Origin of the sequence: Streptomyces sp. NPDC017202, from assembly GCF_044331705.1 — a bacterium.
In the GTDB taxonomy this organism is placed as follows: domain Bacteria; phylum Actinomycetota; class Actinomycetes; order Streptomycetales; family Streptomycetaceae; genus Streptomyces.
The window spans coordinates 16,442-42,448 of sequence record NZ_JBIRNP010000006.1; the positions used below are offsets into that span (position 1 = coordinate 16,442).

The 26,007-nt window shown below is 73.7% G+C and carries 22 protein-coding genes; 9 read left to right on the forward strand and 13 right to left on the reverse strand.

The window, feature by feature from the left end:
* The first annotated feature begins 266 nt into the window (after positions 1-266).
* Together ACH4N1_RS14190 and ACH4N1_RS14195 are read left to right on the forward strand one after the other, a co-directional pair.
* Positions 267-1,418, forward strand: coding sequence for an NlpC/P60 family protein (locus tag ACH4N1_RS14190; protein WP_398097525.1), 1,152 nt, complete (start codon positions 267-269; stop codon positions 1,416-1,418).
* 196 nt (positions 1,419-1,614) lie between these two features.
* Positions 1,615-1,842, forward strand: a complete 228-nt coding sequence (locus ACH4N1_RS14195; protein ID WP_398097148.1) for a hypothetical protein — start codon at positions 1,615-1,617, stop codon at positions 1,840-1,842.
* Positions 1,843-1,877: 35 nt separating this feature from the next.
* On the opposite strand, the gene ACH4N1_RS14200 is transcribed toward ACH4N1_RS14195, so the two are convergent.
* Positions 1,878-2,231 (reverse strand): hypothetical protein, encoded by a 354-nt coding sequence (locus ACH4N1_RS14200; protein ID WP_398097149.1) that lies wholly within the window; start codon positions 2,229-2,231, stop codon positions 1,878-1,880.
* 477 nt (positions 2,232-2,708) lie between these two features.
* Here ACH4N1_RS14200 and ACH4N1_RS14205 point away from each other — a divergent pair, with 477 nt between their 5' ends.
* The gene (locus ACH4N1_RS14205) at positions 2,709-3,779 is read left to right on the forward strand and encodes an NlpC/P60 family protein (RefSeq protein WP_398097151.1); all 1,071 of its coding nucleotides are present in this window, start codon (positions 2,709-2,711) and stop codon (positions 3,777-3,779) included.
* 10 nt (positions 3,780-3,789) lie between these two features.
* On the opposite strand, the gene ACH4N1_RS14210 is transcribed toward ACH4N1_RS14205, so the two are convergent.
* Positions 3,790-4,530 carry a LuxR C-terminal-related transcriptional regulator gene (locus ACH4N1_RS14210; RefSeq protein WP_398097153.1) on the reverse strand — a complete coding sequence of 247 codons (741 nt, stop codon included), beginning with the start codon at positions 4,528-4,530 and terminating at the stop codon, positions 3,790-3,792.
* Positions 4,530-5,816 (reverse strand): PspC domain-containing protein, encoded by a 1,287-nt coding sequence (locus ACH4N1_RS14215; RefSeq protein WP_398097155.1) that lies wholly within the window; start codon positions 5,814-5,816, stop codon positions 4,530-4,532. The genes ACH4N1_RS14210 and ACH4N1_RS14215 overlap by 1 nt, the downstream gene beginning before the upstream one ends.
* Before the next feature lie 179 nt (positions 5,817-5,995).
* Between ACH4N1_RS14215 and ACH4N1_RS14220 the strand changes: the two genes are divergently transcribed.
* Complete coding sequence (locus ACH4N1_RS14220) at positions 5,996-7,426, forward strand: PspC domain-containing protein (protein WP_398097157.1); 1,431 nt, start codon at positions 5,996-5,998, stop codon at positions 7,424-7,426.
* Positions 7,413-7,688 carry a hypothetical protein gene (locus ACH4N1_RS14225; protein ID WP_398097159.1) on the forward strand — a complete coding sequence of 92 codons (276 nt, stop codon included), beginning with the start codon at positions 7,413-7,415 and terminating at the stop codon, positions 7,686-7,688. The genes ACH4N1_RS14220 and ACH4N1_RS14225 overlap by 14 nt, the downstream gene beginning before the upstream one ends.
* A gap of 73 nt (positions 7,689-7,761) precedes the next feature.
* On the opposite strand, the gene ACH4N1_RS14230 is transcribed toward ACH4N1_RS14225, so the two are convergent.
* The 4 genes from ACH4N1_RS14230 to ACH4N1_RS14245 all read right to left on the reverse strand — a co-directional run bounded on the left by ACH4N1_RS14230 (position 7,762) and on the right by ACH4N1_RS14245 (position 11,024).
* A complete protein-coding gene (locus ACH4N1_RS14230) occupies positions 7,762-8,295 on the reverse strand; it encodes a DoxX family protein (RefSeq protein WP_398097161.1) in 534 nt (177 codons plus the stop codon).
* 193 nt (positions 8,296-8,488) lie between these two features.
* Positions 8,489-9,766: a hypothetical protein gene (locus ACH4N1_RS14235; RefSeq protein ID WP_398097162.1), complete on the reverse strand. Its 1,278-nt coding sequence runs from the start codon at positions 9,764-9,766 to the stop codon at positions 8,489-8,491.
* 174 nt (positions 9,767-9,940) lie between these two features.
* Entirely contained in the window at positions 9,941-10,735 is a 795-nt protein-coding gene (locus tag ACH4N1_RS14240; RefSeq protein ID WP_398097164.1) for a class II aldolase/adducin family protein, read from the reverse strand.
* A 91-nt stretch (positions 10,736-10,826) separates the two neighbouring features.
* A complete protein-coding gene (locus ACH4N1_RS14245; protein WP_398097165.1) occupies positions 10,827-11,024 on the reverse strand; it encodes a hypothetical protein in 198 nt (65 codons plus the stop codon).
* A gap of 101 nt (positions 11,025-11,125) precedes the next feature.
* On the opposite strand from ACH4N1_RS14245, the gene ACH4N1_RS14250 reads away from it, so the two are divergent.
* Together ACH4N1_RS14250 and ACH4N1_RS14255 are read left to right on the forward strand one after the other, a co-directional pair.
* Complete coding sequence (locus tag ACH4N1_RS14250) at positions 11,126-11,473, forward strand: hypothetical protein (RefSeq protein ID WP_398097167.1); 348 nt, start codon at positions 11,126-11,128, stop codon at positions 11,471-11,473.
* 110 nt (positions 11,474-11,583) lie between these two features.
* Positions 11,584-12,075, forward strand: a complete 492-nt coding sequence (locus ACH4N1_RS14255; protein WP_398097169.1) for a pyridoxamine 5'-phosphate oxidase family protein — start codon at positions 11,584-11,586, stop codon at positions 12,073-12,075.
* A gap of 12 nt (positions 12,076-12,087) precedes the next feature.
* Here ACH4N1_RS14255 and guaA read toward each other — a convergent pair whose 3' ends face one another.
* Positions 12,088-13,668, reverse strand: a complete 1,581-nt coding sequence (guaA, locus tag ACH4N1_RS14260; RefSeq protein ID WP_398097171.1) for a glutamine-hydrolyzing GMP synthase — start codon at positions 13,666-13,668, stop codon at positions 12,088-12,090.
* 322 nt (positions 13,669-13,990) lie between these two features.
* Here guaA and ACH4N1_RS14265 point away from each other — a divergent pair, with 322 nt between their 5' ends.
* Both ACH4N1_RS14265 and ACH4N1_RS14270 read left to right on the forward strand, forming a co-directional pair.
* A complete protein-coding gene (locus tag ACH4N1_RS14265; protein WP_398097172.1) occupies positions 13,991-14,272 on the forward strand; it encodes a chorismate mutase in 282 nt (93 codons plus the stop codon).
* 761 nt (positions 14,273-15,033) lie between these two features.
* A complete protein-coding gene (locus ACH4N1_RS14270) occupies positions 15,034-16,062 on the forward strand; it encodes an LAETG motif-containing sortase-dependent surface protein (RefSeq protein WP_398097173.1) in 1,029 nt (342 codons plus the stop codon).
* A gap of 162 nt (positions 16,063-16,224) precedes the next feature.
* Here the strand turns inward: ACH4N1_RS14270 and ACH4N1_RS14275 are convergent, their stop codons facing one another.
* The 5 genes from ACH4N1_RS14275 to ACH4N1_RS14295 all read right to left on the reverse strand — a co-directional run bounded on the left by ACH4N1_RS14275 (position 16,225) and on the right by ACH4N1_RS14295 (position 25,970).
* Positions 16,225-18,090: a GMC oxidoreductase gene (locus tag ACH4N1_RS14275; protein WP_398097175.1), complete on the reverse strand. Its 1,866-nt coding sequence runs from the start codon at positions 18,088-18,090 to the stop codon at positions 16,225-16,227.
* A 29-nt stretch (positions 18,091-18,119) separates the two neighbouring features.
* Positions 18,120-19,733 (reverse strand): succinic semialdehyde dehydrogenase, encoded by a 1,614-nt coding sequence (locus ACH4N1_RS14280; RefSeq protein WP_398097176.1) that lies wholly within the window; start codon positions 19,731-19,733, stop codon positions 18,120-18,122.
* A 558-nt stretch (positions 19,734-20,291) separates the two neighbouring features.
* Entirely contained in the window at positions 20,292-22,124 is a 1,833-nt protein-coding gene (locus tag ACH4N1_RS14285) for a serine/threonine-protein kinase (protein ID WP_398097178.1), read from the reverse strand.
* 100 nt (positions 22,125-22,224) lie between these two features.
* A complete protein-coding gene (locus tag ACH4N1_RS14290; RefSeq protein ID WP_398097180.1) occupies positions 22,225-23,856 on the reverse strand; it encodes a protein kinase in 1,632 nt (543 codons plus the stop codon).
* A 155-nt stretch (positions 23,857-24,011) separates the two neighbouring features.
* A complete protein-coding gene (locus tag ACH4N1_RS14295; RefSeq protein WP_398097527.1) occupies positions 24,012-25,970 on the reverse strand; it encodes a serine/threonine-protein kinase in 1,959 nt (652 codons plus the stop codon).
* Positions 25,971-26,007 lie beyond the last annotated feature (37 nt).

Genomic DNA, 26,007 nt, shown 5'->3' on the forward strand with positions numbered 1-26,007 from the left:
GCCGGGCCGTGCGGCCTCCGCCGAGTCCGGTGTGCCCCGCGGCAGCCGGAGCCGGGGACCCACCGAGACCTTGGGGTGAATCGGCTCACTCCCCTCCGGGGAGGACGCGCCGTAGGGCAACCCTTCCGAAGCATTCCCGCCCGAACCCTCCCCCAGTGCCTGAACGGCCTGGGGGCACCCCCACCGCTAACCCGGTAGGCGGAGCATGGAAGGAGTCGCCTCCCTTGGCGTCGCAGCACCGCAAGCCGCGTCCCGCGAGCACGCGCATGGCAGGCATCCGTACGCCCGCTCTCGCCACCGCCGCCCTCACCTCGGTGGCCCTGCTCTCCCAGACGGCCACCGCCGCCCCCTCCACCGACGACAGGCCGAGCCTGGAGGAGGTCGAGAAGAAGGTCGACGACCTCTACCGCCAGGCGGAGTCGGCCACCGAGAAGTACAACGCCGCCAAGGAGAAGGCGACCAAGCAGCGCAAGAAGGTCGACACCCTCCTCGACGACGTCGCACAGCGCGCGCAGAAACTCAACGACGCGCGCGAGCAGCTGGGAACCTACGCCGCCGCCCAGTACCGCACCGGCGCCTCCGCCCCCGACACGGCGACCCTCCTGCTCGCGGACTCCCCGCAGGACTACTTCGACCAGACGCAGCTGATGGGGCGGGTGACCGACCGCCAGAAGGGCGCGGTCGACGACTACTTCGCCGACCAGGCGGAGACGATGAAGAAGCGCCAGGAGGCCTCCCAGAGCCTCCAGACGCTGACCGACTCGCAGAACGACCTGAGGACCGCCAAGGCCGCCGTCCAGAAGAAGCTCGGCTCCGCCCGCGCGCTGCTGTCGCAGCTGACGGCCGAGGAGAAGGCGCGGCTGGCGAAGATCGAGGAGCGGAAGCGGCAGGAGGCCGCCCGCAAGGCCGCCGAGCTGGCCGAGCAGCAGGCGGCGCGGACGGCGGCCGCGCAGCAGGAGAGCGCCGGCGCGTCGGATCCGGCGGGCACCGGCACCTCGACGCCCTCGTCGTCCCCCGCCACGTCCACGTCCCCCTCCACGTCCACGGACTCCTCGTACGCCACCAAGGCCGAGAGGGCGCTGGCGTTCGCCCGCGCGCAGATCGGCAAGCCGTACGTGTGGGGTGCGACCGGCCCGGACTCCTACGACTGCTCCGGTCTCACCCAGGCCGCCTGGAAGGCCGCCGGCGTCTCCCTGCCGCGCGTCACCTACGACCAGGTGAACGCCGGCACGACGGTCTCCCTCTCCGCCGCGCAACCCGGTGACCTGGTCTTCTTCTACGCCGACGTCACCCACGTCGGCATCTACATAGGCAACGGCATGATGATCCACGCCCCGAAGCCCGGCGCGTACGTGCGCGAGGAGTCGATCTACTACGACGGGGAGTCGTCGATCCACAGCGTGGTGCGCCCGGCTTGAGGGAGCACCGCGCGCGGGGGCGGGCGTCGTCCTGCGCCTCCGCGCGTGTCCTGTGCCCGCGTTTCCTCGCGACCGCGCGTATTACGCCGCCCTCGCGCGCGTGCCCTGAGGAAACCTCCGTACGTTTCCCGGCATCGGCGGCGTGCCCCGCACCGGACGCGCCGCTGGGCGACCGTGTTCCCGTGGAATGACGGCGGTGGCGACGCTGTCGGTCGCCGCCGCCGTCGACGTGCCGTGGCTGCGGGGCTCCGGGGAGGTGCTGCTGTGGGCCGCGGTGGCGGCGTGGCCGGCCGTCGCCGCGGACGGGCGGGCCGTCGCGGCGGGCACGGTCGCGGACGGGCGGGCCGTCACCGCGGGCACGGTCGCGGGCGGGCGGGCCGTCACCGCGGGCACGGTCGCGGACGGGCGTAGCGGGCGGGCGTAGCGGGCGGGCGGGCGTAGCGGGCGGGCGGGCGTCGCTCAGGTCCAGAGCACCGCGATGAAGACGTTGGCCACGGTCAGCAGGCCGACCAGGCCGAACAGGGGCTTCTCCACCCGCTCGTCGTCCCGCTTCACGTAGACGAGTCCGAGGATCACGATCAGCAGGGCCAGCTTCACCCCGATCTTGATGTTGTCGACCTCCTGGTCGTCCGCCTGGTTGAGGCCGACCAGGATCACGCCGGTGACCAGCATCGTCGCGGCACCGTGCAGCATCGCGGGGACGAAGCGGGCCGTGCCCTGCCCCATCGCCTTCAGCTGCGTGAGGAAACCGCCGAGCAGCGCGGCGATGCCGATGATGTGCAGGCCGACGAAGAGGTGGATGAGTACGTCCATGAGGCCGGATGCTAGCCACCGGGCCGGCCGCCTCCCGACACCGGCCCACACCCACCGCACCCTCGGGCACCTGTGCGCCGCATAGCAGCGTGCCGCTCCGGGGTGCCCCGGATTCACCGCATCGGTCGGCCCGTCGCGTGAAGTCGACGATCTTGGACCGGCGGTACGGCCACTTCCGGTCACCCGGCAGTCCGCTCCTGTCACTTCCGTACATCGCGTCACCGGACCGGCCCGAACGGGCCTAGCGTCCTCCCCCAGGTGACCGGCTTCCCACCGCCGCCCGGCCCGGGGCGGCAGCCGGACACCACCGCCGAGAGTCCGGCGGCGTTCCGCTCCCCCGTGCGGGCGTCGCCGGGCGCGTCAGCCGCACCGCGCGGCCGTGCGTCCGCTCCCCCCGGCGGCCGAGGCCCGTCCCCGCGGCCCCGGTCCCGGCGGCCGTACCGACGAGGCGGTCGACGAAAGGACGTGCAGTCCCACGTGGCAGCGCACCGCAAGCCCCGTCAGCGTTCGGCCGGCGGCCACACGGCCCGCGCGGCGGCCACCCTCGCCCTCGCCGGTGTGGCCGGCGCGACCGCCTTCGACGGGATCGGGCACGCCGAGCCGAACCCCACCCCGGCACAGGTGAAGGCCAAGGTGGACAAGCTGTACCAGGAGGCCGAGGCCGCCACCGAGAAGTACAACGGCGCGCGGGAGAAGGCGACGGCCGCCGAACGGCGCCTGGAGACACTGCGCGACGAGGCCGCGCGCAAGGAGGCCCGGCTCAACACGGCCCGCGAGGCTCTGGGGACGATGGCCGCGGCGCAGTACCGCGGCGGCGGCCTCGACCAGGCGGTGCAGCTCGCGCTCTCCGACGACCCCGACCAGTACCTCGACAACGCCGCCTTCGCCGAACGGGCGGGCGACCGCCAGTCCGCCGCCGTCACCCGGGTCGGCAGGCAGCTGCGGGAGATCGAGCAGCTGCGCGGCGCCGCACGCGTCCAGCTGACCTCGCTCAAGACGCGTCAGGCGGAGCTGAAGCGGCACAAGAAGACGATCACCGACAAGCTGGGTGCGGCGCGGCGCCTGCTGAACCGGCTGACGGCCGAGGAACGGGCGCGGCTCACCGCGGACACGGGCGGCGGGACGGACACCCGTGCCTCACGGACCTCGGCGGGAGCCCGTGCCGACCTGCCCGCCCCCGGCGCGGGCACCGCGACCGGCTCCCGCGCGGCGGCGGCCGTCTCCTACGCCTACGCCAAGCTGGGCAGCCCCTACGTGTGGGGGGCGACCGGCCCGAACGCCTTCGACTGCTCGGGCCTGATCCAGGCGGCGTACCGCTCGGCGGGCGTCTCCCTGCCCCGCACGACGTACGCCCAGATCGACGCCGGGCGCCGCGTCTCCCGCTCCGAACTCCGGCCGGGCGACCTGGTGTTCTTCTACCCCGGCATCACCCATGTCGGGCTCTACATCGGCGGCGGCAGGATGATCCACGCACCGAACCCGTCGGCCCCGGTGCGCGTGGCACCGATCGACGAGATGCCGTACGCGGGAGCCACCCGGGTGGCCTGAGGCTCCCCCGTCACACCAGCCGGCGGGCCGTCGCCCAGCGGGTCAGCTCGTGGCGGTTGGACAGCTGGAGCTTGCGCAGGACCGCCGACACGTGGGACTCGACCGTCTTCACCGAGATGAACAGCTGCTTGGCGATCTCCTTGTAGGCGTAACCGCGCGCGATGAGGCGCAGCACCTCGCGCTCGCGCTGGGTGAGGCGGTCGAGGTCCTCGTCGACCGGCGGGGCGTCGGTGGAGGCGAAGGCGTCCAGGACGAATCCGGCGAGCCGCGGCGAGAAGACCGCGTCGCCCTCCTGGACGCGGAAGACGGAGTCGACCAGGTCGGTGCCGGTGATCGTCTTGGTGACATAGCCGCGGGCGCCGCCGCGGATGACGCCGATCACGTCCTCCGCGGCGTCCGAGACGGACAGGGCGAGGAAACGCACGGGCCGCTCGGCGTCGCTCATCAACGGGGCGCAGCGGCGCAGCACTTCGACGCCGCCGCCCCCCGGCAGGTGCACGTCCAGCAGGACGACCTCGGGCCGGGTCGCGGTGATGACCGTGACCGCCTGGTCGACGTCGGCGGCCTCGCCCACGACCTCCACACCGGTCTCCTCGGTCCGGCCGATCTCGGCCTGCACGCCCGTGCGGAACATGCGGTGGTCGTCGACGAGGACCACCCGCACGTGCCGTCCGGCGCCGCCCTCGCCGTGCGTGGGCGCGGCCGCCGGGGCCGCCCCCGTCGTGCCGTTCGTCTCGGTCGGGTCGCTCATCACTTCTCCGCCCTCTCCATCTCCAGCTCGACCTCCGTGCCGCCGTCCGGGACCGCCCGGAGCCGCGCCGTGCCGCCGTTGCGCTCCATGCGGCCGATGATCGATTCTCTGACGCCCATCCGGTCGGCGGGTATCGCGTCGAGGTCGAAGCCGGGACCGCGGTCCCGGACGGACACGAAGACCGTCCTGCCCTCGACCTCGGCGTAGACCTGTACGGCGCCGCCCTCGCCACCGTACTTGGCGGCGTTCACCATCGCTTCGCGCGCGGCCTGCATCTGCGCGGTCAGCCGCTCGTCGAGCGGGCAGTCGCCGACGACCACGACCTCCAGGGGGACGCCGTGCTTGTCCTCCACCTCGGCGGCGTGGCGCCGGACCTCGTCGGCGAGGGCGGTGGGCTCGTCCGCCTCGTCCTTGCCGGTGCCCTCCGGCTTGTACAGCCAGGTGCGCAGGTCGCGCTCCTGGGCGCGGGCGAGGCGGCGCACCTCGCCCGCGTTCTCCGCGTTGCGCTGGATCAGGGTCAGGGTGTGCAGCACCGAGTCGTGCACATGGGCGGCGACCTCGGCCCGCTCCTGCGCGCGGATGCGCATCAGCCGCTCCTCGGACAGGTCCTGCGTCATGCGCACCAGGTAGGGCCCGGCGAGCAGGGTGATGCCGACCAGGACGGCGAGGGCAGCCTGCAGGACCGAGCCGAGGTGGGCGGCGGAGCCCTGGAGGACGAAGATGCCGGAGACGCCCGCGGTGACCAGCAGGACACCGGCGCCGGCGCGCAGCAGCGTGAGCGTACGGCGCCGTCGGCCGACCTCGACCCAGCGGGCCCGCCGGGCGTTGTCCGCCTGGCGCCAGACGAGGGCGACCCCAGCGCCGACCAGTACGGCGGGCAGGAGGTAGGCCTTGGCGCCGCTGCCCAGGTTCACGTTGCCGACGAAGACCATGGCGACGACGACCATGAGGAGCAGGGCGACGATCTGGCCCTTGTCGGGCTTGCGGGCGACGAGTCTGCGGCGGCCGTCGGGCGCGGTCCCGGTGGCGCCGAAGGAAGGGGGCCGCTGGTCGCCGACCCCGCCGATGCCCAGCGGCACGAAGAACCAGAAGGCCGCGTAGAGCAGGGCGCCGAGGCCGTCCGCCATGAACAGGCCGACGAACACGAGCCGCACCCAGATCACGGGCAGCCCGAGATGTCCGGCGAGCCCCCGCGCCACACCACCCAGCCAGCGTCCGTCGCCGCTGCGGTAGAGCTTGCGCGGCGGCCGCGGTTCGACGAGTGGCGCTGTTGCGGCTTCCGGCATGCCAACGATGGTCACACGGCCGCAGGTCCCGGGCATCAGGGTTCGCCCCCGAGACGCCCCTGATCTTCGACGGCCCCGCACGTCGCACGCGTCCCGGGCGGCGGCTCAGGGCCGATATCAGGGTCCGACCAGGGTCGTTCCGACTGCCGCCGGGGCCGCTCGCCCGCCACCATGGACCCATGACGGATCACCAGCACGCCGCGGACACCGGACCGGACGGGAGCGGCGCACCCGACGCGGCCACCCCGCCCGCCGGCGCCCACGGCGGGGCGTCGGCGCCCGGCCCCGGTTCCCCTCCCGACGGCGGCCCCGGCGGCGGCCCCGGCCTCGCCGAGCGCCCCCCGCACCGGTTCCGCCGCGACCGCGAGCACAAGATGCTCGCCGGCGTGTGCGCGGGCCTCGGGCGGCAGTGCGACATGGACCCGGTGATCTTCCGGATCACGCTCGCCGTGCTCTCCGCGACCGGCGGCATCGGCCTCATCTTCTACGGCTTCGCCTGGCTGTTCGTCCCCTACACCGACGACGGCCAGAACGAGGTGCGCAAGCTGCTGACCGGCCGGGTCGACGGCCAGGCCCTCGCGGCCGTGCTGTTCGCGCTGGTGGGCTGCGGGGTGTTCCTGTCGATGCTCAACAACGGCGGTGTGCTCACCTTCGCCGTCGTCCTCTCCCTCCTGCTGGCCGGCGCCGGCTACTGGTCGCGGTACCGGGAGGCCTCCGACGCCGACCCGCTCGCCGCCCAGGCCGTCGCCGACGCCCCGCCGGAGGCCCAGGCGCCCCCTGCCCCGGCCGCGTACCCCTCCTGGTGGCGCGACCCGATCGTGAAGGACGGCACGCACGACGGCGGCACGGGATACCTGTGGGGGCCCCGAAGCTCCGACGCCCCGGACTTCGTGTCCTCGATCGACGTGGACCTCACCGGGCACGCGCACACCCGCGAGGCCATACGCGCCCCCTACGGCCGGGCGCCCCGGCCGCGCGGTCCCCGCTGGATCGGCGGCTGGTCCTTCCTGCTCGCGCTGCTCGCGGGCGGCCTGGCGACCCGGCTCGCCTGGGACGGGCACCCGCTGGGCACCAGCCTCCAGGCCGGCCTGTCCGTCGCGCTGGTCGTGCTCGGCACGGGGATCGCGGTCAGCTCGCTGCTGGGGCGCACCGGCGCGGGGTCGGTCCTCCTGGCGATCGTCACGGCCGGCCTGCTCGCCGGGTCGGCCACCGTGCCGAAGAACGTCGGCACGCGCTGGGTCGACACGACGTGGCGGCCCACGGCGGTGGCGGACGTCCGGGAGGGCTACGACCTCGGCACCGGCGACGCCACCCTGGACCTCTCCCGGCTCCGGCCCGCGAAGGGACAGACGGTGAGCACCGACGCCGAGGTGGGGCTCGGCCGGCTGCGGGTGATCGTGCCGCCGGACGTGACGGTGACCGTGCGGATCGACGTGGGCCTGGGCGACATCCAGCTGCCGGGTGACGACCAGAAGGACGTGGACGTGGAGCCGGGCAAGCACAAGGAGGTGACCTTGTCCCCCGTCTCCGGCGGCAAGGACACCGGGACGATCGACCTCGACCTCCAGGTCGGGGCGGGACAGGCGGAGGTGGCCCGTGCTGCGTCATGAGTTCCGGCCGGGCCGGCTGGTCGCCGGCTCCGCCTTCGTCCTGGCGGGAGTCCTGTACGCGGGTGACGCGGGCGGTCACTGGGAGACGCCCTGGTTCGCCGTCATACCCGTGGTCGTGGCGGGTCTCTGTCTGGCGGCCGTCACCGGCCTCGTGGCCCGCGCGATCCGCGGACACCGGGACGGAAGACCGGGCGCCTCCGCGGAACGGAGCACGGGAACGGGAGCGGGGCCGGGAGCGGGAGCGGGGCCGGCGGAAAGCTGACCTCGGAATCGGGAGCGGGACCGGGGTCGGCGGAGGAACTGCCCCGGAAGGGGCCGTGCCGGGGCAGTACGGCCTACAGGAAGCCTCCGGACCGCTGACGCCTCCTGGTGTGCCAGGCGGCGTCGAGGGAGAGGACCGGGGCACCGGCGAGGACGAGCGGCAGCCACGCCATGAGGTAGGCGAGGTCGTTGCCGTAGTAGTACGGGTCGGAGGCCCAGCTCACGGTCAGCCACAGGCTGAGGGAGATCAGCGCGCCGCCGAGGGCGGCGAGGCGGGTGAGGACGCCGAGAAGGGTGCCGATGCCGACGGCGAGTTCGCCGAAGGCCATGGCGTAGCCGAAGCCCGTGGGGCTTTTCAGGGCGAGGTCGACCAGGGCGGGGATGGCCGAGGAGTCCCGTACGGCCCGCATGGTGTCGCCGATCGAGCCGGCGCCGCTGTCCTTGAGGAAGGCGCCGTCGGTGAGTTTGTCCAGGCCGGCGTAGATGAAGGTGACGCCGAGGAAGATCCGGAGCGGGAGGAGGGCGTAGCGGGTGGCGGTGTCCCGCCGACTGCCGCGGCCGCCGTCGCGATGGAGGGGGTACGTGTCCGTCCGCCTGCCGTGAGTCATCGCCCGTAGCCGCCCGTCGCCCGCAGTGGTGGAGCCTTCGACAAACCATACGTACGGAAGGGGTGGTGCGCTCAATGGTCGGTCAGGTCGCCGAACACCTCTTGCCGAACACCTCTTCCGGGCCCTTAGTGTTCGGGCCCTGGGTGTTCGGACCCTGGGCGTCCGGGTCCCGTTCGCCCCCGTTCCGCCCGGCTCAGTCCGTCACGTCGATCGCGTAGCGGTTCGTCTCCACGCCGGCCGCGGTGACCACCTGTACCTCCACCCGGCCGGGCTCGACCTCCACCGGGACCGGGACGGTGAGGACCGCGTCGGTGGGGTTGCTGAAGCCGCCCGTGACCGGGACGAGGGGCACATGGACGTGGACGGCGCCGATGCGGACGACCATGCGGGAGAGGCGGTCGGCGGTCTGCGCACCCGGCGGCACGAATCCGGCGCCGCGGATCTCGATGTCGTCACCGGTGCGGATCGGGGCGTCCAGGTCGCCCGCCTCGCGGGAGCGGACGACGGACAGGATCACGGGCCGGCCGCCCTCGGCGTACTTCCCGGCGAGGTAGGTCGCGGCCGACACCAGGACCACCACGGCGAGGCCCCAGGGCAGGTCGGGCAGCTGGTCGGGGCGGCGGGCGAGGCGTACGGCGGCGAAGGCCAGGGCGACGGCGCTGATGACGACGTACTGGATGTCGGCGAAGGTGCCGCGGCCGGCGTCGTCGGTGAACAGGTCGGCGGCGCGGGGCCGGGGCGCGCGGACCTTCTGGAGCTGCTGGCCGAGGACGCGCGTACCGACCACGCGCCGCACCAGCACGGCGATCGCGCAGACCACCGCGAGGACGGTCACCGCGCCGGCGCCGCGCGCCAGGTCGAGTCCGGAGATCAGGGCGTCGCGCTCGGCGGGTCCGGACGCGGCCGCCAGCCTGCCCACCAGGACCAGCACCGCGTACACCACGAACAGCACCCAGGCGGCGGCGACCGTGCGGGAGGTGGACAGGCGGTTGTCCTCGCCGATCACGGGGGCCAGCGCCCCGCCGCGCGTGCGGTGGAACCAGGAGGCGGCGGTCAGGGCGCCGCCGACGAGCAGCGCGGCGAGCAGTCCGGCGGTGCGGGCCGTGGTCCAGCCGGCGCCGATCGCGGTCAGGGACTGCACGAGCAGCAGGGCGACGACCGCGGCCCCGACCGCGCGGGCCGTACGCAGCCGGACGCGGTTCAGCCAGGACTCGCCCTCGGCGCGGCCGCGTTCGGCGACGAGTTCTGCGGACTGGGCCAGTTCCTCCGACACCCATTGGCGGGAGGCGGACGCCGAATGGGCGACGGCGGCCGGCAGGCCCTGTCCGGCGGCGAACCCGTCGCGCTTGGCCAGGAAGGCGGCGACCGCCCGCCGGTGCCCCTCGCGCGCCCCGTGGGGGCAGTCCCCGCAGGCACAGCCCCCGTCGTGCGCGCCCGTTTCCGGGCCCTGTCCCGCCTCCTGCACCGCCACTGCCGACGCCCGCCTTCCCCACTACCCGTACGGCTGGTGGCCCCGGTGAGAACCGGCCCCCGACCCCGTGAACAACTCCCCTGCGACGACAGCGAATTGTGCCCTACGGCACACCGCCGCGCTCCGGCAGGTCGGGGCGGCGCGGGGGAGCCCGGGCCCGCCGTGCCGGCCCGGCTAGTCGAGCAGGTCGGGTTCGCTGCGGCTGATGTCCTGCCACAGGGGCTGGTAGTTGATCCATGCCACCAGGTCGCCGCCGAGCTGTTCCCGGGTGGCCGCCGCCGCCTTGTGCTCGATCAGGACGGGGCGGCCGGCGGCACGGGCGGTGAGCTGGACCTGGCTGGAGCGTTCCATCGACAGGAACCACCAGGCCGCCGCGTCCACCGAGTCGCCGACGGTCAGCGGCCCGTGGTTGCGCAGGACCAGCGCCTTGCGGCTGCCGAGCGCGGCCGCGATGCGCCGCCCCTCCTCGGCGTCGACGGCGACGCCGGTGTAGGCGTCGTACAGCGCCATGTCCTCGTAGAAGGCGCAGCTCTCCTGGGTGATGGGGTCGATCAGTTCGCCGAGGGCGGCGAGGGCGCGCCCGTGGACGGAGTGGCAGTGGGCGACGGCGACGACGTCCGGCCGGGCGGCGTGCACCTGCGCGTGCACGGTGAAGGCGGCCTGGTTGACGTGGTGGCGGCCTTCGACGACCTGCCCGTCGGCGTTGACGAGGACGAGGTCGCTCACGGTGACGTGCTTGAAGGGCACGCCGAACGGGTTGACCCAGAAGCAGTCGCTGTACTCGGGGTCGCGTGCGGTGATGTGCCCGGAGACCCCGTCCTCGAAGCCGTACCGGCCGAAGATCCGCACGGCGCCCGCGAGCCGTTCCCTGCGGTGCCGGCGCTCGTCCTCGACCGATTCGTGCATCGGCGGCATGGCGAACCGCAGTCGGTCGGTGGGCAGCGGGGCGGGAGTCGTGGGCCCGTGCATCGGTCCTCCAGCACTGGGATGCGTTACGGGCGGAAGTTACCGTCGGTCAGGGAAAAAGGGCAGAGTCGTTATGCAAAGATGATGATTTCCGTCACCTGGGGAGCACGACGTGAGCAGCGCCGACCGGCATCTCGCCTCCCTCATGCGGTAGATCACCGGCCGCGACGAGGTCGGACTCGTCCACCCCTTCGCCGAGTGGCGGGCCTTCGGCGCGCCGGCGCACCTCGCCCAGTGCCACGGCTTCCGGCACGCGGGCGTCCGCGTGGTCGGCAGGCAGCGGATCGTCCACGTCACCCTGGTGCGCGACATCGCCCCCCCTGGGCGCGGCAGCGGGCGGCGGCGAACACCGCTGCCTTCCCCGACCCGGGCGCCGGGCGTCCCGTGCCGGGCATGTCCCTCGGTTCGCTCACCCCGGTCCCCGAAGCGCGGCCGGACGTCGGCCTGCTCACGGCCCTCATCCGTCACGAGGCGCTGGAGGCGGCCGTGAACCGCGGGCAGCCGCCGGCCATGGCCTGGGGATCCGCCGCGCTGTTCCCGCTGATGGCGCCCTCGACCGGGAAGTACGCCGTGCTGCTCCCGCTCGCCGTCCTGACCCCGCCGGGTCTGCTGGGCGCCCTGCGGGTGAACGCCTCGCGCCGGGCGAAGCCGGCGCGGCAGCTCGTCGCGGCGGGCTGCACGGCCGTGCCGGACGGGTGGGGCCGGGTGCGCCACGTGCGGCCGGCGCCGCACGCCGTCTGATCCTCCCGGCGCCGCACGCCGTCTGATCCTCCCGCCGCGACACGCGGTCCCCGCCATACCGGACAGAAGATGTCCGGTATCGGCGCCACACTCGCCGTATGACAGCACGCATGACAGCACGTTCTGCGACAGGGGCGAACTGGGCGGTGTTCGCCGGGGCGGAGCCGGAGTTCGCACGGGTCGTCGAGGACCGTTTCGGCGCCTTCACGCACCACGTCCTCGCCACCCTGCGCGGGGACGGCTCCCCGCGCACCAGCGGCCTGGAGGTGCGCTTCCTGGACGGTGAGCTGTGGCTCGGCATGATGCCGGGCTCGCTCAAGGTGCTCGACCTGCGCCGCGACCCCCGGTTCTCGCTCCAGGCCAACCCGGGCGAGGGCACCGGGATGGGCGGCGGCGACGTACGGGTCGGCGGGCGGGCCGTGGAGGTCGAGGACGGGGAGGCACGGGCCGGGTACGTGGAAGAGGTGGAACCGCCGCAGCCGTTCCACCTCTTCCGCACCGAGCTGACGGAGGTCGTGCGGACCTACGTCGAGGACGACACCTATCTGGTCGTCCAGGTCTGGAAGCCCGGAGAGCCGGTGCGCACTCTCAGGCGGACCTGAAGCCCGAAGGGCTCACTCCCACTCGATGGTGCCCGGCGGCTTCGAGGTGACGTCGACGACGACCCGGTTGACGTCACGGACCTCGTTGGTGATCCGGGTGGAGATCTTCGCGAGGACGTCGTACGGCAGGCGCGACCAGTCGGCCGTCATGGCGTCCTCGGAGGAGACCGGGCGCAGGACGATCGGGTGGCCGTAGGTGCGGCCGTCGCCCTGGACGCCCACGCTGCGGACGTCGGCGAGCAGGACCACCGGGCACTGCCAGATCTCGCGGTCCAGACCGGCCGCCGTCAGCTCCTCGCGGGCGATCGCGTCGGCGTCGCGGAGCAGGTCGAGGCGGTCCTTGGTGACCTCGCCGACGATGCGGATGCCGAGACCGGGGCCGGGGAACGGCTGGCGCTGGACGATCTCCTCCGGCAGGCCGAGTTCCTGGCCGACCATGCGGACCTCGTCCTTGAACAGCTTGCGCAGCGGCTCGATGAGCTGGAACTCGAGGTCCTCGGGCAGTCCGCCCACGTTGTGGTGGGACTTGATGTTGGCGGTGCCGGTGCCGCCGCCGGACTCGACGACGTCCGGGTACAGGGTGCCCTGGACCAGGAACGCGACCTCGGGACCCTCGTCGGCGATGATCTCCGCCTGGGCCTGCTCGAAGACGCGGATGAACTCGCGGCCGATGATCTTCCGCTTCTCCTCGGGGTCGGAGACCCCCTTGAGGGCGGTGAGGAAGCGCTCCTCCGCGTCGACGACCTTCAGCTGGACGCCGGTCGCGGCGACGAAGTCCTTCTCGACCTGCTCGGTCTCACCCTTGCGCATGAGGCCGTGATCGACGTAGACGCAGGTCAGCTGGGAGCCGATGGCCTTCTGGACCAGGGCGGCGGCCACCGCGGAGTCGACGCCGCCGGACAGGCCGCAGATCGCGCGCTTGTCGCCGACGAGTTCGCGGATGGCGGCCACCTGCTCGTCGATGACGTTGCCGGTGGTCCAGTCCGGGGTGAGACCCGCGCCGCGGTACAGGAAGTGCTCGAGCACCTGCTGGCCGTGCGTGGAGTGCATGACCTCGGGGTGGTACTGGACGCCGTAGAGCTTCTTCTCGTCGTTCTCGAAGGCGGCGACCGGGACGACGTCCGTGGAGGCGCTGACGGTGAAGCCCTCGGGGGCGGCGGAGCAGGCGTCGCCGTGCGACATCCACACGGCCTGCTCGGCCGGGGTGCCCTCGAAGAGGGTGGAGGACACGCGGGAGACGTGCAGGTCGGTGCGGCCGTACTCGCGGGCGCCGGTGTTGTCGACGGTGCCGCCGAGGGTCTGCGCCATCAGCTGGAAGCCGTAGCACATGCCGAAGACGGGGACGCCGGCCTCGAAGATCGCGCGGTCGAGGCGGGGGGCGCCCTCCTCGTAGACGGACGAGGGGCCGCCGGAGAGGATGATCGCCGCCGGGTTCTTGGCGAGCATCTCCTCGACGGGCATGGTGCTCGGCACGATCTCGCTGTAGACCCGCGCCTCGCGGACTCGACGGGCGATGAGCTGGGCGTACTGCGCGCCGAAGTCGACGACCAGGACGGTGTCGGGGGCGGCGGCAGCGGGAGTCGCTGTTGACACGGGGGCCTTCCGGCGGTTTGGGCGGGGTCTCTGTGCTGGCCAATTCTACCGAGGTGGGCGCGGGACCGGTCCCGTCGCCGGGGACCGCCGGGCCCGCGGCCCCCCGTCGCCGGTGAACCGCCGTGGCATACTGGCCCCATGCTTTCGCACGCGACCTTCGTCTTTACCTATGGCACCCGGCCCGCCGGCTGCCATGGTCGTGCTGCTTGAGCTGACGCAGCGACTTCCCAGGCGCCCCGGGCCGACAAGGCCCGGGGCGCCTGTCGTTTCTCCCGGGTCCTGCCGGTCCGGTGCATCCGCACCCACCACTCCAGGAGCCCCCATGACCGCCACCGACGTGACCGGCGCCCGCACCCCCGAGGCCGCCGGCGTGATCACCGGCGCGCGTGAGCGCGTCGACGCGCTCGACGACCGGATCATCGGTCTCATCCAGGAACGGGTCGCCGTGTCCGCCGTGATCCAGGAGGCCCGGATCACCTCCGGCGGCCGGCGCGTGAACCTGTCCCGCGAGATGGAGATCCTCGACCACTACCGGCAGGCCCTCGGCAAGCCCGGCACGTCGCTCGCCATGACGCTCCTCGAACTGTGCCGGGGTCGCATCTGAGTTCGGTGCCCCTCTCACCCGTACGGCGCGTGACCGGCCCGGGACGGCTTCGTTGGTCCCGGTGTCCGTTCCAGCCAGGGGCGGGCCCGGAAGAACCACGCGTGGCTCACTGGAGCGATGAGGCGTACGGGTCGTGCCGTACGCCGTGGGACCTCGCTCCGGGGAAGTGACCGGACGGCAGGGGACAGCAGCCCGGTCACCCAAGAGAACGGCCGGCCTCGGGGACGCCCGGGGCCGGCCGGCGGGAACGGCGAAAACGCACCAGAGCCGGGTCGAACGGTTGCGGGCGCCGCGTTCATCCAGCACGATGCGGAGAAAGCCCCAAGTCCCGCCGGGGACAACCGCATTGCACCACTCTCCCGTGCTGTGACCTGATGAGGGCGTTGTGTCCCCACCGGCCATCAAAGGTCCAGACCAGTCGCGCGCCTCGCGTGCGCCCCGACGGCCACCGGCGCGGACGCGGAAGCTCGACAAGCCAGCGGCGCGACCCCCCGGCGCCGCTCCACAGGCACCGGCGCCGCCCTGACGCCGGTGCCGACGGCAAGGAAGGGCCCCGCGGATCCGTCCCGCGGGGCCCTTCGCCACGCCGGTGTGACGCATGCCACATAAGAAGCGTGTGAAGAGAGGGCAACTCTTCACGGGCTCGGTCGGTCACACCTAGCGAACTCAGGGCCGTCAGCCGCTCCCCCATGCGGAAGGCCTCCTCAACTGCGCCGCGGCCTGGCCGCCGTGACGCACCGTATCGATCGAGGTCTCTTTTCATGAAGCTCCGCCGGGCCGTGGTGACCATGGCCGCGACCGCCGTCCTCGCGCCGCTGGCCCTGCTGTCGGCGCCGACCGCCTTCGCCGAGGAGAGCGGCACGGCGTCGCCCAGCGCGTCGTCGTCCGAGAGCACCTCCGCCTCGCCGTCCGACTCGGCGGGTTCCTCGGAGTCCGCCTCCGCGTCGGAGTCCGCCTCCGAGTCCGCGTCGGGCTCGGCGTCCGCGTCCGCCTCCGAGGACACGAAGCCGACCGGCTCCCCGTCGTCGTCCTCCTCCTCTTCCTCGTCGGCGTCCGCGTCCTCCACGCCCGGCGGGGAGCCGTCGGAGTTCCCCGACGACTGCCCGGTCGACGAGGACGGCGTCGACGTCGACTCCCAGCTGGAACTGTCCGTGTCCGGCCTGCCCGGCAAGATCGTCGCAGGCAGCGGGTGGCACACCTTCAAGCTCACCGCCGCCAACCACAGCGACAAGGCCCTGGGCACCGTGCAGTGGCTCGCGGCCATCGACAACGAGTCGATGAGCGACGACGAGCGGACCTGGCTGAGCACCTACGCCAAGATCGAGTACTACGACCCGCAGGCCAAGGCCTGGGACTCCATCGCGGACGACTTCGGCAACGGCTTCTACTTCGGCCAGACGGAACTCGGCCCCAAGGAGACCGTCGACATCAAGCTCCGCGTCGACATCACCGCGAAGGCCCCGGCCGGCGACGGCTTCACCCTGGGCCTCGGCGGCTACGTCGACGAGGAGAAGAACTGCGTCCACAGCTCCTTCGCGCTCTACGAGTTCACCGTGCTCAAGCCCGGCAGCAGCAACGACGACCCGGGTGAGGCCAAGCCGGGCGAGGGCAAGGCTCCCGCGGGCGGCAAGCAGCCGCAGGGCGGCGCCAACGAGATCCCCGCCACCGGCAGCCTCGCCGAGACCGGCTCCAGCTCCGTACTGCCGATGATCGGCCTGGTCGGCGGTGTCGCCGTCGTCGCCGGTGCGGGTGCGGTGTTCACCGCGCGCCGCCGCAGGACACAGGCGTAAGCCTGACGAGGCCCCTGGGGCCACCGTGAGAGAGGGACCTGCGCTCGGAGGGGGGCGCAGGTCCCTCTTCTCGTGTCCGGTGACTTCCTCTTCGGCGGCCGGCCTCCATGGCTGCTTCCGTGTGCGGCCTCCGCGGCTCCCGTGTGCGGCCTCCGCGTCCGGCTACTTCTTCGGTGGCACCGCCGGCATTCCCAGGAACGGCAGCCGCAGGGCCGCGAACGCCTCGGCCGGGACCGCCGGGTCGCGCGGCTCCACCGGCTTCAGCCGCTCGTAGGCCGCTCCCTGCGCGGGGCGCGGGTCCGGCTCTCCCCTGTTCGGCCAGTACGACATCGCGCGCTCGGCCTGGGCGGTGATCGTCAGCGACGGGTTCACGCCGAGGTTCGCCGAGACGGCGGCTCCGTCCACGACGGAGATGCCGGGGTGGCCGTACAGCCGGTGGTAGGGGTCGATGACGCCGGTCTCGCGGGAGTCGCCGATCGGGCAGCCGCCGAGGAAGTGGGCGGTGAGCGGGGTCCCCATCAGCTCGCCCACGTTGGAGCCGGCGAAGCCGTTGATCTCGGCGGCGAGGGCGTCGGCCGCCTGGGAGGCCGCCTTGATCTGCTTGGGGTTGGGGCTGCCGTGCCCCTGGCGTGCGGTGAGCAGGCCCTTGCCGACGCCGTTCTCCTTCAGGTGCGTGGTCAGCGAGTTGTCCAGGGACTGCATGACCAGGCCGATGATGGTCTTCTCCGACCAGCGGCGGTTGGACAGGGAGCGCAGCACGAGGACGGGGTGGCGGGCGGCCTTCGCCAGCCAGCCGGCGACCCGCGACGAGCCCTCCGCGTACGGCACCTGGAGGATCGACAGGCTGCCCATGGAGTTGGAGCCCTTGCCGTAGCGGACCGGCTCGATGTGGGTGTGCGGGTCCGGGTGGATCGAGGACGTGATCGCGACGCCGCGCGTGAAGTCGGCTTTCGGCCGCCCGGTCGCCCTGCGGTAGCGGCGGTCGTCGGTCTGGGCGCCGACCAGCGCCTCCGAGTTGGTGCGGGTCAGCTCACCGAGCCGGTCGGAGAGGTACGGCAGCTGCCGGCCCGCCTTCATGCGGTGCAGCAGGGTCTGGGTGCCGTAGGTGCCGGCGGCGAGGACGACCCGGCGGGCCGTGAAGGTGCGGCCGCGCGACCTGCGGCGGTCGTCGGTCGGGAGGGTCGCCACCGCGTACCCGCCCCGTGAGTCGTCGGTGACCGAGACGACCGTCGTCAGGGGGTGGACGACGGCGCCCGCCTTCTCGGCGAGGTAGAGGTAGTTCTCGTTGAGGGTGTTCTTCGCTCCGTGCCGGCAGCCGGTCATGCACTCGCCGCACTCGGTGCAGGCCTTGCGGGCGGGACCCGCGCCCCCGAAGTAGGGGTCCGCGACCTGCTCGCCGGGCCGTGCCGTCACCGACCCGTCGGCGTCCTCGCCGTCCCCGAAGAACACGCCCACCGGCGCCATGTGGAAGGTGTCGCCCACGCCCATCCGCTCGGCCGCCGCCCTGAGGTGCACGTCGGACGGGGTCGTCGTCGGGTTGAGGCGCACGCCGAGCATGCGGGTGGCCTGGTCGTAGTAGGGGGCCAGCTCCTCCTGCCAGTCGGTGATGTGCCGCCACTGGGGGTCCTCGAAGAAGGGCTTCGGCGGGACGTAGAGGGTGTTGGCGTAGTTGAGGGAGCCGCCGCCGACGCCCGCGCCGGCCAGGACCATGACGTTGCCCAGCAGGTGGATGCGCTGGATGCCGTACATGCCGAGCCTGGGGGCCCAGAGGTAGTTCTTCAGGTCCCAGGAGTTCTTCGGGAGCGACTCGCGGGTGAAGCGCCGGCCGGCCTCCAGGACGCCGACCCGGTACCCCTTCTCCGTGAGGCGCAGGGCGGTGACCGAGCCGCCGAAGCCGGATCCGACGACGACGACGTCGTAGTCGTACGCCTCGTCGGCGGCGTCGGCGTTGCGGTCGGCGTCGGCCGTGGCGTCCTGGCGGCCGGGGCCGTCCTCGTCCCGGGGCTGGGCGGAGTTCTCCTGTGACACGTGCTCTCCTCGTCGAGAACGGGTGCTGTCTAGCGGAAGCGGAACGCCTTCATCAGGCGCAGGCTGCGGCTCATGAACTCCGCGTACTTCTCGTCGTCCATGCCCAGCGACGGCGCCATCGGCAGCAGGCGCTGCTGGGCCACCGTCTGGGCCTCGGTGTACTTGAGGATGCCCTCGGAGCCGTGGCGGCGGCCGAGGCCGGAGTCCTTCATGCCGCCCATGGGCGACTGGACGCTGCCGTAGGCGGGGGCGTAGCCCTCGTTGACGTTGACGGTGCCGGTGCGCAGGCGGGCGGCGACCGCGCGGCCGCGCCGGCCGTCCTTCGTCCAGACCGAGGAGTTCAGGCCGTACGGCGTCGCGTTGGCGCGTTCGACCGCCTCGTCGTCGGTCGTGAAGCGGTAGACCGAGACGACCGGGCCGAAGGTCTCCTCGCCGCACACGGACATCGGTTCCGTGACGCCGTCGAGGATCGTCGGCTCGAAGAAGTACGGGCCGATGTCCGGGCGGGCGACACCGCCGGCGACGACCCGGGCGCCCGCGGCGACGGCCTCGTCCACGTGCCGGGTCACGGTCTCCAGCTGGCGTTCGCCGACGAGGGATCCCATGTCGGCGCCGTAGGCGAGGGAGGTCCCGAGGCGCATGGCCTTCGTGCGGGCGGCGAAGCGCTCCAGGAAGGCGTCGGCGATCGACTCGTGGACGTACAGCCGCTCGATGGAGATGCACAGCTGGCCGGCGGAGGAGAAGCAGGCGCGGACCGCTCCGGCGGCGGCCTTCTCGATGTCGGCGTCCTCCAGGACCAGCATGGCGTTCTTGCCGCCGAGTTCGAGGGAGACGCCGACCAGGCGGGCGGCGGCGCCCTGCGCGACCTCGCGGCCGGTGCGGGTGGAGCCGGTGAAGGAGACGTAGTCGGCGTGCCGGACGACCTCGGGGCCGACGACCGGGCCCTCGCCGATGACGACCTGGAAGACCCCGGCGGGCAGCCCGGCCTCGATGAGCAGGTCGCGGGCCCACAGTGCGGTGAGGCAGGTCTCCGTGTCGGGCTTCATGACGACCGCGTTGCCCGCGACGAAGGCGGGCAGCGCGTCGCCGACGGAGAGTTCGAGCGGGTAGTTCCAGGGGGCGATCTGGCCGACGACCCCGCGCGGGTGACGCAGCTCGGTGACCTTGGTCAGCGTCGGCATGGCGCCCGCGTGCCGCTTCGGCCGCAGGTAGGCGGGGGCCTTGCGGCCGTAGTGGCGGGCCGCGACGGCGACCGCCTGCACCTCCTCGTGGGCGTGCAGGCGTGCCTTGCCGGTCTCCAGCTGGATCAGGTCGAGGACCTCGCCCTGGCGCTGGAGCACCAGGTCGTGGAAGCGCAGCAGGACCGCGGCCCGTTCCCGCACCGGCACCTGCGCCCACACCTCCTGTGCGGCGCGGGCCTCGGTGAACGCCCGCCGCACGTCCTCGGGGGTGGACTCGGGCAGGTCGGCGAGCTTCTCGCCGGTGAACGGCGTGTGGTTCGCCGTGAGCCCGGAGCCGGCGACGCCCTTGGTGAGGTGGGCGACGAGCTGGGGGGTCACCACGTCGGCGGCGGTACGGGCGCCGGCGGGGGTCGGGGCGAGGGGGTTGGTACCGGTCTTCTCCGGGGCCTGCGAGTCCGTCATGAGCCGCAGGGTATGACGTGGCGAACGCTTTTGGTACCCGTCGGTAACGGGGATTCACCGACCGCACACACGACGCCAGTGGTCACTGGCAACAAACCCGCTGATCAGCGGGTTGTGCGTGACGGTTCCTCTTCCCGGCCCGTGTCCCACGGCACCCCGATCCGGAGCCGACCCGGAGCCGTTCCGGGCCGCCGCGAAGACGGCCGTGCCCCGCTCCTCGTCCGCGGGGCCCTTCGGCAGGTCGCCCCGCGGCCCGTGCGTCCGGCCGTCGTCGGCGAGCACGAACAGCTCCACCACGCGGGTCGGGGACGTGTCCGGGCCGCGGGTGGTGTCGGCGAGTGCCGTCTCGCGCCCCCGGAAGCCGTCTCGCGCCCCCGGAAGCCGGTCCGCGCCGTCCGCGTGCGCGCGTTCCCGCCGCCGGACGCCACCCTGCTTGACTGGCCGTTCGCGGGCCGTCCGCGTGTGCGCGTTCCCGTCGGACCCGTCCCCCGTCCCCCGTCTCCCGTCTCCCGGACCCCGTCGTCGCTCGTGTCGCACGGCCACCACGAGCGTGGCCCGTCAGAGCTTGTCCACGGCGAGGTGGGCGATCGCCGTCCGCGCCACCTCCTGGCCCCGCTCCGTGAAGTCGCCCTTGCCGGGGTAGGCGACGGTGAGCTTGTACATGTCGCCGGCGGTGGACTTGTAGTACAGCGTCCGCATCTCGCGGGGGCGGGGGTCCTGGGTGTCGTCGGTGGTGTAGCGGACCGTGTTCTCGGCGGCCGGCCTGCCCCGGTACTCGGCGGTGGCGTTCGGTTCGGTCTTCGGTCCCTTCGGCATGTCGAGGAGATAGCTGCCGTTGGTCTTGAAGTCGTCGTTGTCCTCGTACATCTCGGCGGCCGCGGAGTCCTTGATCTCGCCGCCGGTGTCCTCCGCCTTGCGGTCGACGGTCAGGACGATCGAGACGGCCCCGCTCGGGTCCGTGAAGCTGACCCAGTGGTCGTCGTCCGACTCGCGGTCCGGCGTGCCGATCACGTAGTCCTTCGGCACCGCCAGCGTCGCGGTGACGTCCTTCTGGGCGCTGGTCGTCCAGTCGGCGGGCAGCCCGCCGGCGGGGCGGTCGGCGACGATCAGCCAGGCCGTGACCGCGGCGGCGACGACCGCCGCCCCGAGCCCGGTCCAGAACAGCCTGGTGCCGACCCGCAGGCCCCAGCCGGCCCGTCCGGCACTGACCTTGACGGACCAGCCGCCGATCGGGCCGGCCGCGGCCTCGGTGCCGGGTCCGACTCCGGCTCCGGCTCCGGCTCCGGCTCCGGCTCCGGCTCCGGTGAGGCCCCCGGGTGCGGTCACCACCTGGGTGGGCGCCGGGGCGGGCGGGTTCGCGGCGCGCTCCAGCAGGGCGCGGACCTGCGCGGCCTGCGGGCGACGGGCCGGGTCCTTCTCCAGCAGGCCGTTGAGGGCCTCGGCGAGCGGGCCCCGCGCGGCGGTGGGCGGCGCGGGCGCGGCGTTGAGGACGGACTGGAGGGTCGCCGGGGTGTTGCTGCGGCGGAACGGCGAGACGCCCTCCGTCGCCGCGTACAGCACCACGCCCAGCGACCACAGGTCGGACGCCGGGCCGGGGCGCTGGCCCAGCACCCGCTCGGGCGCGACGAACTCGGGCGAGCCGACGAAGCCGCCGGTGTCGGTCAGGTTGGTCTCGCCCTCGATCCGGGCGATGCCGAAGTCGGTGAGGACGACCCGGTCGTGCCGCCCGAGCAGCACGTTGTCCGGCTTCACGTCCCGGTGCAGGATGCCCGCCGCGTGGGCGGCCTCCAGGGCGCCGAGCACCTCCAGGCCGATGCGGGCGGCCTCGCGCACGCCGAGCGTGCCCTCCTCCAGGGCGGCGCCGAGCGACCGTCCGTGGACGAGCTCCATCACGATCCACGGCTGCCCGTCGACGACCGCGACGTCGTGGACGTTCACCACGGACGGATGGTCCAGCCGGGCCGCGGCCCGCGCCTCGCGCCGCATCCGCTCGAAGGCGTTGGCCCGTTCACGTTCGGGAAGGTGGTCCGGTACGCGCGGCTCCTTGACGGCGACCTCCCGGTCCACCGTCTCGTCCTTGGCCCGCCACACCGTGCCCATGCCGCCGTGCCCGAGCTTGGCGAGGAGCCGGTAGCGGCCCGCGATGAGCCGCCCGACGCCGTTCTCCCGCGGGGCGGACGCGGCCTGGTTCTCCTGCGGGGCGGACGCGGCCCGGGCGGGCATCGCGTAGGGGTTGCCGGGCTGCGGGACCGGCGCGTCGTGGGACGCCTGCGGCGACCGGGGAGGCTGCTGCGCCTGCGGAGGTTGCTGCGCCGGTGCCTGCCGAGGCGGTTGCAGAACAAAACTCGTGGTCTCGTCGGCCCCGTGGCCCGGTCCCCCGTTGTGGCTCATGCGTCCATCCATATCGCGCCACGCGGGCCGATATCCACCAGTGGCCCCCACCGGTCACAGACCCGTGACGCGGCCCGTCCCTTATCTCCCCTCATTCCGGTTATTCCGGTACGAGCGTGTCGACGGCCACGTCGAAGTACTCGCGCGCCTCCCGCGCCTTGCCGACCGGCGCCGAGACCCACACGTCGTACAGCCGCCCGCCGTCCTCCCAGCACAGGTCGTACGTGTGCCGGGCGCCCTCCGCCGCGTCGAAGCCGTCCCAGGTGAACTCCCAGAGGGCGGCGGGCCGTCCGGCGCGCGTCGTCTCGGTGACCCGGCCGTCGCGGTAACCGGGGTTGGTGTCGGGGCCCTTGAGCGCGGCGCGTTCCATCACCCCGAGCGGGCCGCCGGGCTGGGGCACGCCGACCTTCACGCCGAGCCGGAAGATCTGCCCCGGGGACAGGTAGAAGACCCGTTCGCCCTGCGGGTCCCGGGTGAACCCCTCCGGCACGGCGAGCGTGAACCCGGCCGGGTCGGCGACGACACGGTAGCCGGAGGGCGCGCTGGGGCGGCTCCGGGACGGGGTGGCGGAGGGAGTGGGGGAAAGCGGCGCGGAGGAGGTGGGGGCGGGCGTGCGGCTGGCCGTCGTCCCCACCGCACCGCCCGGTCCTCCCGGTGCCGAACTCGGCGGCGCGCCGCCCCCGTCGCCGTCCCGGTCGAGCAGTAGTGCCGCCGACACGCCGGCGCCCACCAGCGCCGCCACCAGCAGCGCGGCCACCAGCGCGCCCCGCGTGGACCGCGCGGACCGCGCGCCCCGCGTGAACCGCTCGCGGAGCGGGGGATCCGCGGCGGGGCGGGCGGGCCGCTGACGCGGGAGGTCGGCCTGCGTGGGCGGGTACCCGGTCCGGCCGGCCGGCGTGCGCCCGGTGTCCAGGAAGGCGCGCAGCATCCGCTCGGCCCGCTCCGCGTCCAGCCGCCGGTCCGGATCCCGCTCCAACAACCCCCGTACGACGGGCAGGAGCGGTTCGGCCTGCGGTGGCGTACGGATGTCGGCGAAGACGACGGCGTGCAGGATGCCGCCGAGCGAGTCGCGGCGGAACGGCGACTCGCCGCTCAGCGCCGTGCACAGCAGCGCGCCCAGCGACCACAGGTCGGACGCGGGGCCGGTCCGCTCCCCGGACATGCGTTCCGGCGCGGTGTACTCGGGCGAACCGACGAAGGAGCCCGTCTCGGTGAGGGTGGTGGCGCCCGCGACCTGCGCGATGCCGAAGTCGGTGAGGACGGCGCGCCCGGTGGCGGAGTCGACCAGGACGTTGGCGGGCTTGATGTCCCGGTGCAGCACCCCGGCCGCGTGTGCGGCGCGCAGCGCGCCGAGCAGGTCGGCGCCGATCCGGGCGGCCTCGCGCGGGTCGATCGGGCCCTGTTCGGCGATCCGGTCGGCGAGTGAGCCGCCCTCGATCAACTCCATGACGATGTAAGGCCGTTCGTCCTCCACGACGACGTCGTGCACCACGATGACGTGCGGGTGGCTGAGCTGGGCGACCGCGCGGGCCTCGCGCAGCGTCCGGTCGCGGCGGGCGCGGGCCTCCTCGGCGGACAGGGAGTCGTCCTGGACCAGTTCCTTCACCGCGACACGCCGTCCCAGCAGGTGGTCCGTCGCCCGCCACACGATCCCCATGCCGCCACGCCCGAGCCTCGCCTCCAGCCGGTAGCGGCCCGCGATGACCCGGACGGTGTCCCCCTCGGTCCCCATGCGCCCATCATGCCCCACCGGATGCCACGCCTCCGGGGCGCTGATCGGCCAAGTCACGCGCGGCGCCGCCCCGCCGGGACGGGGCCGGACGCACGGGGTCCCTCGTTCGGATCGGGCCGGACCTCGCGAGCCCGGCCCGGTCCGGACGCGGGGTCTCAGGTGCCCGGCGGCTCGCGCCAGCTCTGCAGCACCGAGGTGAACTGCCGGGCGGTGCTCGCCCAGTCCTCGGCGGGCGAGGACATGTAGATGACGTACTCGGTGCCGTCGCGGGAGATGTACGTCTCCTCGACCGCGTGCCGCGGGCCGGGGAAGTCCGTGTCCTTGGCGAGCGCGGTCCAGGTGTACTCCCACCGGGCGCCCTCACGGTCGCGGTAGGTGTTCCGCTCGAGGGTGACCCGCTCGTAGTCGACCAGCCGCTCGAGCTGCTGTTCGAGGTCGAGCTGGTGGGCGTACGGGTCGTCGAAGTCCGGGGAGGTGTCGATGGCGATGCGGACGAAGTGCTCGCCGCCGTCGGGCGAGTAGTCGACCTGCTTCAGGTCGCCGTCGTCCTGGAACAGCTTCCGTTCCCAGGTCCGGGGCAGCGAGAGCCCGAACCCGAGGGGGTCGTCGATGTCCACCCGGGCGTCGGGGACGGCGCCCCGGTCCTTCTGCCGGCCGGTGCCGGTGGCGGTGGGGTCGGTGGTGGGCGAACCGGAACCCTGCGTCGTACCGTCGCCGCCCCAGGTCCGCAGCGCCACCGCCGTACCACCTCCGACCAGCGCGGCGACGACGACCACGAGCGCGAGGGTACGCAGCCGGCGGCGCCGGGACGACCGGCCCGGCGGGGCCTGCCCGGGCCCCGGCCCGGCCGGGCCGATGGCGGTCGGGCCGATGGCGGTCGGGCCGATGGCGGCCGGGCCGATGGCGGTCGGGCCGGTGACCGGGTGGACGTGCGTCCCGGACGCGGCCGGGACGGGAGTGGCGGAGGCAGGGGTGGCGGGGGCAGGGGTGGCGGGGGCAGGGGTGGCGGGGGCAGGGGTGGCGGGGGCAGGGGTGGCGGGGGCGGGGACGCCCGGTCCCGCGGCCGCCCCGGCGTACGGGCCGGGGGCCGGGTACGGCGTGCCGCCCGAGTGCGGGGAACCGGACGGGTACGGCGTGCCGCTGCCGTCCGTGAGGTGGGTCGCCCCGCCGGTCGGTGCCCCGGCCGCCACCCCGTCCGACCCGGCGGTCGCCCCACCGACCCGGGTGCCCCGCCCCTGCTCCGGCCCCGGGCCCGGGCCCGCGTACTGCGTCGGCACGTACGCCTGTGCCTCGTCTGGCCGGCGGCCCTCCGCCGCCTCCGCGAGCAGGCGTTCCGCAGCGGCCGTGTCGGGCCGGGCAGCGGGGTCCTTGCGCAGCAGCGCGGTGATGACGGGGCCGAGCGGGCCGGCGTACCGCGGCTCGGCGGCCTCCTCCTCGACGACCGCCTGCATCGTGGACAGCGGCGAGGTGCGGCGGAACGGCGAACGGCCCTCCACCGCCGTGTACAGCGTGGCGCCGAGGGCCCACAGGTCGGAGGACGGCCCCGGGTCGTGGCCGCGGACGCGCTCGGGGGCGAGGAAGTCGACGGACCCGACGACCTCTCCGGTGCGGGTGATGGTGGTGTCGCCCTCGATCTGGGCGATCCCGAAGTCGGTGAGCAGGACCCGGCCGTCGTCGGAGAGCAGCACGTTTCCGGGCTTGACGTCGCGGTGCAGGACGCCCGCGGTGTGCGCGGCACGCAGGGCGCGCAGCACCCACAGGCCGACCCGGGCGGCCTCGGTCGGCTCGACACGCCCGTCCGCCTTGACCGCGTCGGCCAGTGAACGGCCCTCGACCAGTTCCATCACGATCCAGGGGCGGCCGTCGTGCTCGAGCACGTCGTGCACGGTGACGACGGCGGAGTGGTTGATCCGCGCGGCGGCGCGGGCCTCGGCCCTGGTGCGCGCCAGCAGGACCGAACGGTCGCTCTCGGAGACGTAGAGCGCGGCGGTCAGCTCCTTGAGGGCGACGGACCGGTGCAGCAGGTCGTCGTGCGCGCGCCATACGCGGCCCATGCCGCCGCTGCCGATGGCGTCGACCAGCCGGTAACGGCCCGCGACGAGCAGGCCCTGCATCTGATTCACGTTGCCCCGCAATGCTCTTGACAGGATC

Bases quoted from the DNA above. Each gene is read 5' to 3' on its own strand.
- ACH4N1_RS14255 (WP_398097169.1), top strand. From the start codon at position 11,584: ATGACAGCACGTTCTGCGACAGGGGCGAACTGGGCGGTGTTCGCCGGG.
- ACH4N1_RS14215 (WP_398097155.1), bottom strand. From the start codon at position 5,816: ATGCCGGAAGCCGCAACAGCGCCACTCGTCGAACCGCGGCCGCCGCGC.
- ACH4N1_RS14270 (WP_398097173.1), top strand. From the start codon at position 15,034: ATGAAGCTCCGCCGGGCCGTGGTGACCATGGCCGCGACCGCCGTCCTC.
- ACH4N1_RS14220 (WP_398097157.1), top strand. From the start codon at position 5,996: ATGACGGATCACCAGCACGCCGCGGACACCGGACCGGACGGGAGCGGC.
- ACH4N1_RS14240 (WP_398097164.1), bottom strand. From the start codon at position 10,735: ATGCACGGGCCCACGACTCCCGCCCCGCTGCCCACCGACCGACTGCGG.
- ACH4N1_RS14295 (WP_398097527.1), bottom strand. From the start codon at position 25,970: ATGCAGGGCCTGCTCGTCGCGGGCCGTTACCGGCTGGTCGACGCCATC.
- ACH4N1_RS14265 (WP_398097172.1), top strand. From the start codon at position 13,991: ATGACCGCCACCGACGTGACCGGCGCCCGCACCCCCGAGGCCGCCGGC.
- ACH4N1_RS14190 (WP_398097525.1), top strand. From the start codon at position 267: ATGGCAGGCATCCGTACGCCCGCTCTCGCCACCGCCGCCCTCACCTCG.
- ACH4N1_RS14290 (WP_398097180.1), bottom strand. From the start codon at position 23,856: ATGGGGACCGAGGGGGACACCGTCCGGGTCATCGCGGGCCGCTACCGG.
- ACH4N1_RS14230 (WP_398097161.1), bottom strand. From the start codon at position 8,295: ATGACTCACGGCAGGCGGACGGACACGTACCCCCTCCATCGCGACGGC.
- ACH4N1_RS14285 (WP_398097178.1), bottom strand. From the start codon at position 22,124: ATGAGCCACAACGGGGGACCGGGCCACGGGGCCGACGAGACCACGAGT.
- ACH4N1_RS14210 (WP_398097153.1), bottom strand. From the start codon at position 4,530: ATGAGCGACCCGACCGAGACGAACGGCACGACGGGGGCGGCCCCGGCG.
- ACH4N1_RS14280 (WP_398097176.1), bottom strand. From the start codon at position 19,733: ATGACGGACTCGCAGGCCCCGGAGAAGACCGGTACCAACCCCCTCGCC.
- ACH4N1_RS14200 (WP_398097149.1), bottom strand. From the start codon at position 2,231: ATGGACGTACTCATCCACCTCTTCGTCGGCCTGCACATCATCGGCATC.
- ACH4N1_RS14250 (WP_398097167.1), top strand. From the start codon at position 11,126: ATGTCCCTCGGTTCGCTCACCCCGGTCCCCGAAGCGCGGCCGGACGTC.